8 protein-coding genes are annotated in these 8,718 nt (G+C 61.1%); 5 read left to right on the forward strand and 3 right to left on the reverse strand.

Translation table 11 applies throughout. The features are described from left to right. Positions 1–125 precede the first annotated feature (125 nt). Together AC07SU_RS07750 and thrC are read left to right on the forward strand one after the other, a co-directional pair. Positions 126–1,430 (forward strand): homoserine dehydrogenase, encoded by a 1,305-nt coding sequence (locus AC07SU_RS07750; protein ID WP_010207988.1) that lies wholly within the window; start codon positions 126–128, stop codon positions 1,428–1,430. A 67-nt stretch (positions 1,431–1,497) separates the two neighbouring features. Next, positions 1,498–2,907, forward strand: coding sequence for a threonine synthase (thrC, locus tag AC07SU_RS07755; protein WP_494996664.1), 1,410 nt, complete (start codon positions 1,498–1,500; stop codon positions 2,905–2,907). An 88-nt stretch (positions 2,908–2,995) separates the two neighbouring features. Here thrC and AC07SU_RS07760 read toward each other — a convergent pair whose 3' ends face one another. Then, positions 2,996–3,196: a hypothetical protein gene (locus AC07SU_RS07760; RefSeq protein ID WP_176994383.1), complete on the reverse strand. Its 201-nt coding sequence runs from the start codon at positions 3,194–3,196 to the stop codon at positions 2,996–2,998. Positions 3,197–3,508: 312 nt separating this feature from the next. On the opposite strand from AC07SU_RS07760, the gene AC07SU_RS07765 reads away from it, so the two are divergent. Beyond that, positions 3,509–3,793: a DUF3509 domain-containing protein gene (locus AC07SU_RS07765; RefSeq protein ID WP_176994382.1), complete on the forward strand. Its 285-nt coding sequence runs from the start codon at positions 3,509–3,511 to the stop codon at positions 3,791–3,793. Positions 3,794–3,963: 170 nt separating this feature from the next. Here the strand turns inward: AC07SU_RS07765 and AC07SU_RS07770 are convergent, their stop codons facing one another. Next, the gene (locus tag AC07SU_RS07770) at positions 3,964–4,851 is read right to left on the reverse strand and encodes a TIGR02285 family protein (protein ID WP_494996665.1); all 888 of its coding nucleotides are present in this window, start codon (positions 4,849–4,851) and stop codon (positions 3,964–3,966) included. Then, positions 4,851–6,050, reverse strand: coding sequence for a CaiB/BaiF CoA transferase family protein (locus AC07SU_RS07775; RefSeq protein ID WP_494996666.1), 1,200 nt, complete (start codon positions 6,048–6,050; stop codon positions 4,851–4,853). The genes AC07SU_RS07770 and AC07SU_RS07775 overlap by 1 nt, the downstream gene beginning before the upstream one ends. Positions 6,051–6,198: 148 nt before the next feature. On the opposite strand from AC07SU_RS07775, the gene AC07SU_RS07780 reads away from it, so the two are divergent. Both AC07SU_RS07780 and recJ read left to right on the forward strand, forming a co-directional pair. After that, the gene (locus AC07SU_RS07780) at positions 6,199–6,741 is read left to right on the forward strand and encodes a YaeQ family protein (protein WP_494996667.1); all 543 of its coding nucleotides are present in this window, start codon (positions 6,199–6,201) and stop codon (positions 6,739–6,741) included. A 174-nt stretch (positions 6,742–6,915) separates the two neighbouring features. After that, the gene (gene recJ, locus AC07SU_RS07785; RefSeq protein ID WP_494996668.1) at positions 6,916–8,625 is read left to right on the forward strand and encodes a single-stranded-DNA-specific exonuclease RecJ; all 1,710 of its coding nucleotides are present in this window, start codon (positions 6,916–6,918) and stop codon (positions 8,623–8,625) included. Positions 8,626–8,718: the final 93 nt, after the last annotated feature.

Genomic DNA, 8,718 nt, shown 5'->3' on the forward strand with positions numbered 1-8,718 from the left:
GCATCGTCGAACCTTTGACGATCATGGCCCGCTGATGAGTCGGCGGGCCACTAATTGAAAGCCGCAGTCGTGCGGCTGTTTTCCACGGCCGACCTCGTGTCGGCCGTTTCATGGGGAGTTCTTCAGTGAAACCGGTCAAAGTAGGCATCTGTGGGTTAGGGACCGTCGGTGGCGGCACCTTTAACGTACTTCAGCGTAACGCTGAGGAAATTTCCCGCCGTGCAGGTCGCGGGATTGAAGTGGCACAAATTGCCACACGTTCGCCAAAGCCTCAGTTCGAAACGACCGGTATTGCGATTACCAACGATGTGTTCGCTGTTGCCACCAACCCTGAGATCGATATCGTCATCGAACTGGTCGGCGGCTATACCGTGGCCCGTGAGTTGGTGCTCAAGGCCATTGAGAACGGCAAGCACGTGGTCACCGCCAACAAGGCGCTGATCGCCGTGCACGGCAACGAGATCTTCGCCAAGGCCCGCGAGAAGGGCGTGATCGTGGCATTCGAAGCCGCCGTGGCCGGTGGCATCCCGGTGATCAAGGCGATCCGTGAAGGCCTGTCCGCCAACCGTATCAACTGGGTGGCCGGCATCATCAACGGCACCGGTAACTTCATCCTCACCGAAATGCGCGAGAAGGGCCGTACGTTCGAAGACGTGCTGGCCGAAGCCCAGGCCCTGGGTTACGCCGAAGCCGACCCGACTTTCGACGTGGAAGGCATCGACGCAGCGCACAAGCTGACCATCCTGGCCTCCATCGCCTTTGGTATTCCGCTGCAGTTCGACAAGGCCTACACCGAAGGCATCACCAAACTGACCACTGCCGACGTGAACTACGCCGAAGCGCTGGGCTACCGCATCAAGCACCTGGGCGTGGCGCGCAGCACACCGGCCGGTATCGAACTGCGTGTGCACCCGACGCTGATCCCGGCCGACCGCCTGATCGCCAACGTCAATGGCGTGATGAACGCGGTGATGGTCAACGGTGATGCGGCAGGTTCCACCCTGTTCTACGGCGCCGGCGCCGGCATGGAGCCAACGGCTTCGTCGGTCATCGCCGACCTGGTGGACGTGGTCCGCGCCATGACCAGCGACCCGGAAAACCGCGTGCCGCACCTGGCCTTCCAGCCGGACTCGCTGTCGGCCCATCCGATCCTGCCGATCGAAGCTTGCGAGAGCGCCTACTACCTGCGCATCCAGGCCCAGGACCACCCGGGCGTATTGGCCCAGGTCGCCAGCATCCTGTCGGAGCGCGGCATCAATATCGAGTCGATCATGCAGAAGGAAGTCGAGGAGCAAAACGGCCAGGTGCCGATGATCCTGCTGACCCACCGCGTGCTCGAGCAGCACATCAACGACGCCATCGCCGCCCTCGAAGCCCTGCAAGGCGTGGTCGGCCCGGTGGTGCGGATCCGCGTCGAACACCTGAACTAATGGTTTTGCTGCAAGGGCCCCGCAGGTTCGGCGGCCCTTGTTCAAGAATGCTCTAGAGGAGCCAGTCATGCGTTATATCAGTACCCGCGGCCAGGCACCGGCCCTGAATTTCGAAGACGTCCTGCTGGCAGGCCTTGCCACTGACGGCGGCCTGTACGTGCCGGAAAACCTGCCACGCTTTACCCAGGAAGAAATCGCCTCCTGGGCCGGCCTGCCGTACCACGAACTGGCTTTCCGCGTGATGCGCCCGTTCGTCACCGGCAGCATTCCGGATGCAGACTTCAAGAAGATCCTGGAAGAGACCTACGGCGTGTTCTCCCACAACGCCATCGCGCCTCTGCGCCAGCTGAACGGCAACGAGTGGGTGCTGGAACTGTTCCACGGCCCGACCCTGGCGTTCAAGGACTTCGCCCTGCAACTGCTGGGTCGCCTGCTGGACTACGTGTTGCAAAAACGCGGCGAGCGCGTGGTGATCATCGGTGCCACCTCCGGTGATACCGGTTCGGCCGCCATCGAAGGCTGCAAGCACTGCGAAAACGTCGACATCTTCATCCTGCACCCGCACAAGCGCGTGTCGGAAGTACAACGTCGCCAGATGACCACCATCTTTGGTGACAACATCCACAACATCGCCATCGAAGGCAACTTCGATGACTGCCAGGAAATGGTCAAGAACAGCTTCGCTGACCAGAGCTTCCTGAAGGGCACGCGACTGGTGGCGGTGAACTCGATCAACTGGGCACGGATCATGGCCCAGATCGTCTACTACTTCCACGCCTCCCTGCAGTTGGGCGGCCCGGCGCGTTCGGTGTCGTTCTCGGTGCCAACCGGTAACTTCGGTGACATCTTCGCCGGCTACCTGGCGCGCAACATGGGCCTGCCGATCAACCAGTTGATCGTCGCCACCAATCGCAATGACATCCTGCACCGCTTCATGAGCGGCAACCAGTACGTCAAGGAAACCCTGCACGCCACGCTGTCGCCGTCCATGGACATCATGGTTTCGTCGAACTTCGAACGCCTGCTGTTCGACATGCACGGTCGCAACGGTGCGGCGATTGCCGGCTTGATGGACACCTTCAAGAGCGGCGGCGGCTTCAGCGTGGATGAAGAGCGCTGGACCGAAACCCGCAAGCTGTTCGACTCGCTGGCCGTGGACGATGCGCAGACCTGCGAAACCATCGCAGAAGTCTATGCCCAGACCGGCGAACTGCTCGACCCGCACACCGCCATCGGTGTGAAGGCCGCCCGCGAATGCCGTCGCAGCCTGGATATCCCGATGGTGATCCTGGGCACTGCGCACCCGGTGAAATTCCCGGAGGCCGTGGAGAAGGCTGGTGTTGGCAAGGCACTGGAATTGCCGGTGCACCTGGCTGACCTGTTCGAGCGTGAAGAGCGCTGCACAGTGCTGGCCAGTGACCTGAAGGCGGTGCAGGCGTTTGTGAGCCAGCATGGCAACCGGGGCAAGCCGCTGTAAGGCAAGCCACGTAGACAAAAACGCCGCTGTCCCTTCCTTGGGGCAGCGGCGTTTTTTGTTTCTGGCAGGCCCGGCTTGGCGTGAGCGGCTACGTTAGAAGTTTCTGCGCGATGGCCAACACGGTGCTGAACGCCGTAAACATGGCCATTACCACCCCCAGGGGGTACCAGAAATTTTCACGGGTTATCTTGTGTGTTTCAGCCGTGAGTTTGCGTTGCTCCGCATAGATGCGTGATATGTCGGCGTGAATCTTCTCTAACGCCGCTTGCTCTTTGTCGTGTTCCAGCATTGTCTTCATCCTTCGCAATAAGGGCCTTTTGACATGCGCTTTTATCGGCATAACAGCCTGTTCAGCGCTCACCGAGTATAGGATTCACCTCAGCTAGCAGCCTTCGGCAAACCCCAAAACAGCCGCCCATTGCGTAAGCAGGTATGTGCGCCGTTTTTTCGTTGTCATGTTGCAAGCGCATGCTGGAATCCGTCACCCCTGACGACCCCATAAAGACGATAAAGCGAACTTTCCTACGTCACAAACAGTCACTTAGGATAGATGCAGCTCCCGTTGAACCGATTGTTCCCGAACTATTGAGTGGTGATCGAGATGGAAAGTATCAGCCTATTGCTCGAAGAAGCACTGAGCCCTTATCAGGTTACGCTGACCACCTCAGGTGTGCAGGGCGAGTGCCTGGTGACCGTGAAGAATCCTGCTGGCGCTATCGTCGTCGAGCGTGAAGTCGACCGGGCGCAATTGATGGACAAGCGCGTGCTGGTGGATGTAGTGGACTGCTTGCTGCGAGACCTGAAAATCGCCGAAGGGCGCCTGGAACCTTCCGTCATCGCTGCCCTGAGAAACGCTGCCCAAACACGCAACGCTGCCGTGGCATGAAGAAAAGTTTATCCGAGGAAACTTCCTACACCATGGCCGGTCAGATTTTATAACGGCAAGAGCAAGCATTGTGCTCCGGTGTTTGTGGCTTGTCGTACTGGTCTTTGTAGGCCACGTTTAACCCCGAAGTGTCTCCCCACTCTTCGGGGTTTCTTTTTGCCTGGGATTTGTCAGGGCGCAGGGGCTTCCTGGAAAAAGCTCGGGTTATCCAACAGGTAACGCTCGCGTGTGGCAGGGTCCAGCCAGGAAGCGTAAGACTGCTGTACTTCCCCTTGTGGGATATCTCGCAGTACCGCATTGATGCGTTCGATGGCCTGTCTCCCTTGGGCGGTGTTGGAGCAGCCAATGTAAGTGCGCTGGTAGGTCGCGGAGCCTTTGATCGGGAAGAACACCAGATCCTGGGGGTCGATACCCTGCTGCTGAGCGTGGTAACGAATTTCCGTCCAATAGCCCAGTACCGCCTCCAGTCGGCCAAGACGCTGCATCTGCAACAGGCTACCGAGCGCGTCGTTACCGTAATGCAGGGCCAGTCGATGAGGCGCGGCGTGCTTGAGCCGCTCGTCGATGGCCGGGCCATAGCTGCGCTCGGCAATTGCCCCCAGGCGTGCATTGCGCGCTTCGAGAAACGCCTGCAGGTCAAACTGGCCGTCGACGATATAGGGCGCCATCGCTTGCTCTTTGCTGCGGCGGATCATCACCCCGTTGCTGACCACCACAAAGGCCTGGTCCGAAAACACCACGTAGCTGGCCCGCTCAGGTGTCCACAGCAGCGAAGGGTCGCAGGTGAACGAGGGCTCGCGCAGCATTTGCGTGCCACGGGCGCGATTGACGTGCAGGATCTGGTGCCGATATTCCGGCAGCCGCTCCTTGAGCATCGGCAACAGCGCGTCCAGCGCGCCCTGGCCTTTCTGTGGTCCTTCGAAAATGGTCAGTGGCGGCAAGTCGCGCAGCAGCCAGATCAAGGTGTCCTCGGCGTTGGCCAAGAGTGGCCACCCACTGCAGAGCATGACCATGGCGAGGCACACTTGCCTGAACCAGCGCCTGGCGCGGCGAGTCATCAGATCGCGCCAGCCTCACGCAAGCGGGTGATGGCCAGGGCGTCGTAGCCCAGCTCATTGAGCACCACGCTGTTGTGTTCCCCCAATTGCGGGCCCACCCATTCACAACTGCCGGGCGTATCGGAAAGCTTGGGCACGATACCGGGCATCTTGAAATCTTTGCCGCCTGGCAATTGCGCCTTGAGGAACATTTCCCGGGCCAGAAACTGCGGGTCGCCCAGCATGTCTTCGGCGCTGTAGATACGGCTGGCGGGCACCTCGGCCTTGTTGAGTTGCTCGACCACCTGCTCCAGCGGCAACGAATTGACCCAGCGATCGATCACGCCGTATAGCTCATCACGGCGGCTGTCACGCCCATCATTGCTGGCCAGCGCGGGGTCGTTGGCCAGGTCGTCACGGCCGATGGCGCTCATGAAACGCTTGAAGATCGCATCACCGTTGGCGCCGATCTGCACGTGCTTGCCGTCGGCACTGGTGTGGATGGAAGAGGGCGTGATGCCGGGCATGATGTTGCCGGTGCGCTCGCGAATGAAACCGAACACGTCGAACTCCGGAATCATGCTTTCCATCATGGCGAAAATGGCTTCGTACAGTGCCACATCCACCACCTGGCCGAGCCCGCCGTTGACCTCGCGGTGACGCAACGCCATCAGCGCACCGATCACCGCCCACAAGGCCGCAATCGAATCGCCGATGGAAATGCCCGTGCGCACGGGCGGGCGATCCTCGAACCCGGTGATGTAGCGCAACCCGCCCATGGACTCGCCCACGGCGCCGAACCCGGGCTGGTCTTTCATCGGCCCGGTCTGGCCAAAGCCCGACAGCCGCACCATCACCAATTTCGGGTTCAGTGCATGCAGGGTTTCCCAGCTCAAGCCGAGCTTTTCCAGCACGCCAGGGCGGAAGTTCTCGATCAGGATGTCGGCGTCTGCCAGCAGTTGCTTGAGAATCGCCAGGCCGTCCGGGTGCTTGAGGTTCAGCGTCAGCGATTTTTTATTACGGGCCTGCACGAACCACCACAGCGAAGTGCCTTCATACAGCTTGCGCCATTTGCGCAGCGGGTCGCCGCCATCCGGGGATTCGACCTTGATCACCTCGGCGCCGAATTCGGCGCAGATACGCGAGGCGAACGGCCCGGCAATCAGGGTGCCCAGTTCGATGACTTTCAGGCCGGCAAGCGGTTTGGCGTTAAACGACATGAGGATCCTTGTCTGTGCAGGGCTGTGGTGGAATGCCTTTTAACATAGGCGAGGGGCCCAGTGATAAGGATGATGCAGCTCAGTATTCGTTGAATGACCTCGCCATCGGTTAGACTGGCCGCCTTTCCCTGTCTCTAGAAGCCCGTTCATGGCCCAGCCGTCCACGACCTATAAATTCGAACTCAACCTCACCGACCTCGACCGCTCGGTGTACGAGAGTGTCAAACAGACCATCGCCCGCCATCCTTCGGAAACCGAAGAACGCATGACCGTGCGCCTGCTGGCCTACGCCCTCTGGTACAACGAGCAGCTATCGTTCGGACGTGGCCTGTCGGACGTAGACGAACCCGCCCTGTGGGAAAAAAGCCTGGATGACCGGGTGCTGCACTGGATCGAAGTCGGCCAACCCGACGCCGACCGCCTGACCTGGTGCTCGCGTCGTACCGAACGCACCAGCCTGCTGGCCTACGGCAGCCTGCGTGTGTGGGAAGGCAAGGTCGTGCCAGTGGCGAACAACCTGAAAAACGTGCACATCGCCGCCGTACCGCAGGAAGTCCTCGAGACACTGGCCAAGGACATGCCTCGGGTGATCAAGTGGGACGTGATGATCAGCGAAGGCACGATCTTCGTCACCGACGACCGTGGCCAGCATGAAGTGCAATTGCAATGGCTTGTCGGCGGACGCGACTGAACGGGCAGGAACTCTTTGTGTGGGAGCTGGCTTGCCTGCGATAGCGGTGTATCGGCAGCAGATGTGCCAACTGACCCACCGCTATCGCAGGCAAGCCAGCTCCCACAGTTGATTTGTGTTGTATTCAGAATTGCTGTTTAACCGCTGTATTAGAAGAGAAGCACCTTTCACCCCATGCGTATCGATCCCCGCCCCTTGCCTGCTGTCCTGCCGTTTCTCGGTGAATTGCCGCCGCTGTTGACCCGTCTCTATGCCGCACGCGGGGTGCAGTCGGAAGCCGAGCTGGATAAAAGCCTGGCGCGGCTGATTCCCTATCAGCAACTCAAGGGCATTGATGCTGCCGTGGACTTGCTGGTGACCGCCTTGGAGCAGCGCCAGCGCATCCTGATCGTCGGTGACTTCGACGCCGACGGCGCCACGGCCAGCACAGTGGGCACCCTGGGCTTGCGTCTGCTCGGCGCGGCCCATGTCGATTACCTGGTGCCGAACCGCTTCGAATACGGCTACGGCCTCACCCCCGAAATCGTCGCCGTGGCCCTGCAGCGCAGGCCGCAGTTGCTGATCACCGTGGACAACGGTATCTCCAGCGTCGAAGGCGTGGCGGCGGCGAAAGCCGCGGGGTTGAGCGTGCTGGTGACGGACCACCACTTGCCCGGCGACGAACTGCCGCTGGCCGACGCTATCGTCAACCCGAATCAGCCCGGCTGTGAGTTCCCCAGCAAGGCCCTGGCCGGCGTGGGCGTGATCTTCTACGTGCTGATGGCCCTGCGTGCGCGCCTGCGCAGCCTGGGTTGGTACGAGAACAAGCCGCAGCCCAACATTGGCGAACTGCTCGACCTCGTCGCCCTGGGCAGCGTGGCCGATGTGGTGCCCCTGGACGCGAACAACCGCATCCTCGTGCACCAGGGCCTGGAGCGCATTCGCGCCGGGCGTGCGCGGCCGGGGATCAAGGCGATCCTCGAAGTGGCTAAGCGCGATGCGGCGCGCATCACTTCTACCGACCTCGGTTTTATCCTCGGGCCGCGCCTGAACGCAGCCGGGCGCCTGGATGACATGAGCCTGGGCATTGAATGCCTGCTCACCACGGATTTTGCTGCCGCGCGTGAAATGGCCGCGCAACTGGACGGCATGAACCAGGACCGTAAATCCATCGAGCAAGGCATGCAGCGCGAGGCCTTGGCCCAGCTCAAGGACCTGCCGGTGGAGTCAATGCCTTATGGATTGTGCCTGTTCGATCCGGAATGGCACCAGGGCGTGATCGGGATTTTGGCGTCGCGCATGAAAGAGCGTTATTTCCGCCCGACGATCGCCTTCGCCGACGCCGGTGACGGCCTGCTCAAGGGTTCTGGGCGCTCGGTACAGGGCTTTCACATCCGTGACGCGCTGGCGGTGGTCGCTAGCCAGCATCCCAACCTGATCGCCAAATACGGCGGCCACGCCATGGCGGCAGGTCTGACGCTGGCTGAGGAAAACTTCCCACTGTTTGCCGAAGCCTTTGATGCTGAAGTGCGTCGCCAACTGCGTGAAGAAGACCTGACTGGGCGCCTGCTGTCCGATGGCACCCTGGCCGTGGAAGAGTTTCACCTGGAACTGGCCCGCGCACTGCGCCACGCAGGTCCCTGGGGCCAGCACTTTCCCGAGCCGGTGTTTCACGGGGTGTTCCAGTTGGTGGAGCAGCGTGTGGTGGGGGAGCGCCACCTCAAAGTGGTACTCAAGACCGAGTGCGGGTCGGTGAAGCTGGACGGGATTGCGTTTGGGGTGGACCGCGAGGTCTGGCCGAACCCGACGGTGAAGTGGGTGGAATTGGCCTACAAGCTGGATGTGAACGAGTTTCGCGGGAATGAAACCGTGCAGTTGCTGATTGCCCACATCGAGCCACGCTAGATCTCAGCAACACCACAAAACAAATGTGGGAGCGGGGGTGGGGGGGGGGGGGGGGGGGGGGGGGGGGGGGGGGGGGGGGGGGGGGGGGGGCGT

The sequence above is a fragment of the Pseudomonas sp. GW821-FHT05H12 genome (genome assembly GCF_059419385.1).

Excerpts from the sequence above, each read along its gene's own strand:
- thrC (WP_494996664.1), top strand. The coding sequence starts at position 1,498 with ATGCGTTATATCAGTACCCGCGGCCAGGCACCGGCCCTGAATTTCGAA.
- AC07SU_RS07770 (WP_494996665.1), bottom strand. The coding sequence starts at position 4,851 with ATGACTCGCCGCGCCAGGCGCTGGTTCAGGCAAGTGTGCCTCGCCATG.
- AC07SU_RS07780 (WP_494996667.1), top strand. The coding sequence starts at position 6,199 with ATGGCCCAGCCGTCCACGACCTATAAATTCGAACTCAACCTCACCGAC.
- recJ (WP_494996668.1), top strand. The coding sequence starts at position 6,916 with ATGCGTATCGATCCCCGCCCCTTGCCTGCTGTCCTGCCGTTTCTCGGT.
- AC07SU_RS07765 (WP_176994382.1), top strand. The coding sequence starts at position 3,509 with ATGGAAAGTATCAGCCTATTGCTCGAAGAAGCACTGAGCCCTTATCAG.
- AC07SU_RS07760 (WP_176994383.1), bottom strand. The coding sequence starts at position 3,196 with ATGCTGGAACACGACAAAGAGCAAGCGGCGTTAGAGAAGATTCACGCC.
- AC07SU_RS07775 (WP_494996666.1), bottom strand. The coding sequence starts at position 6,050 with ATGTCGTTTAACGCCAAACCGCTTGCCGGCCTGAAAGTCATCGAACTG.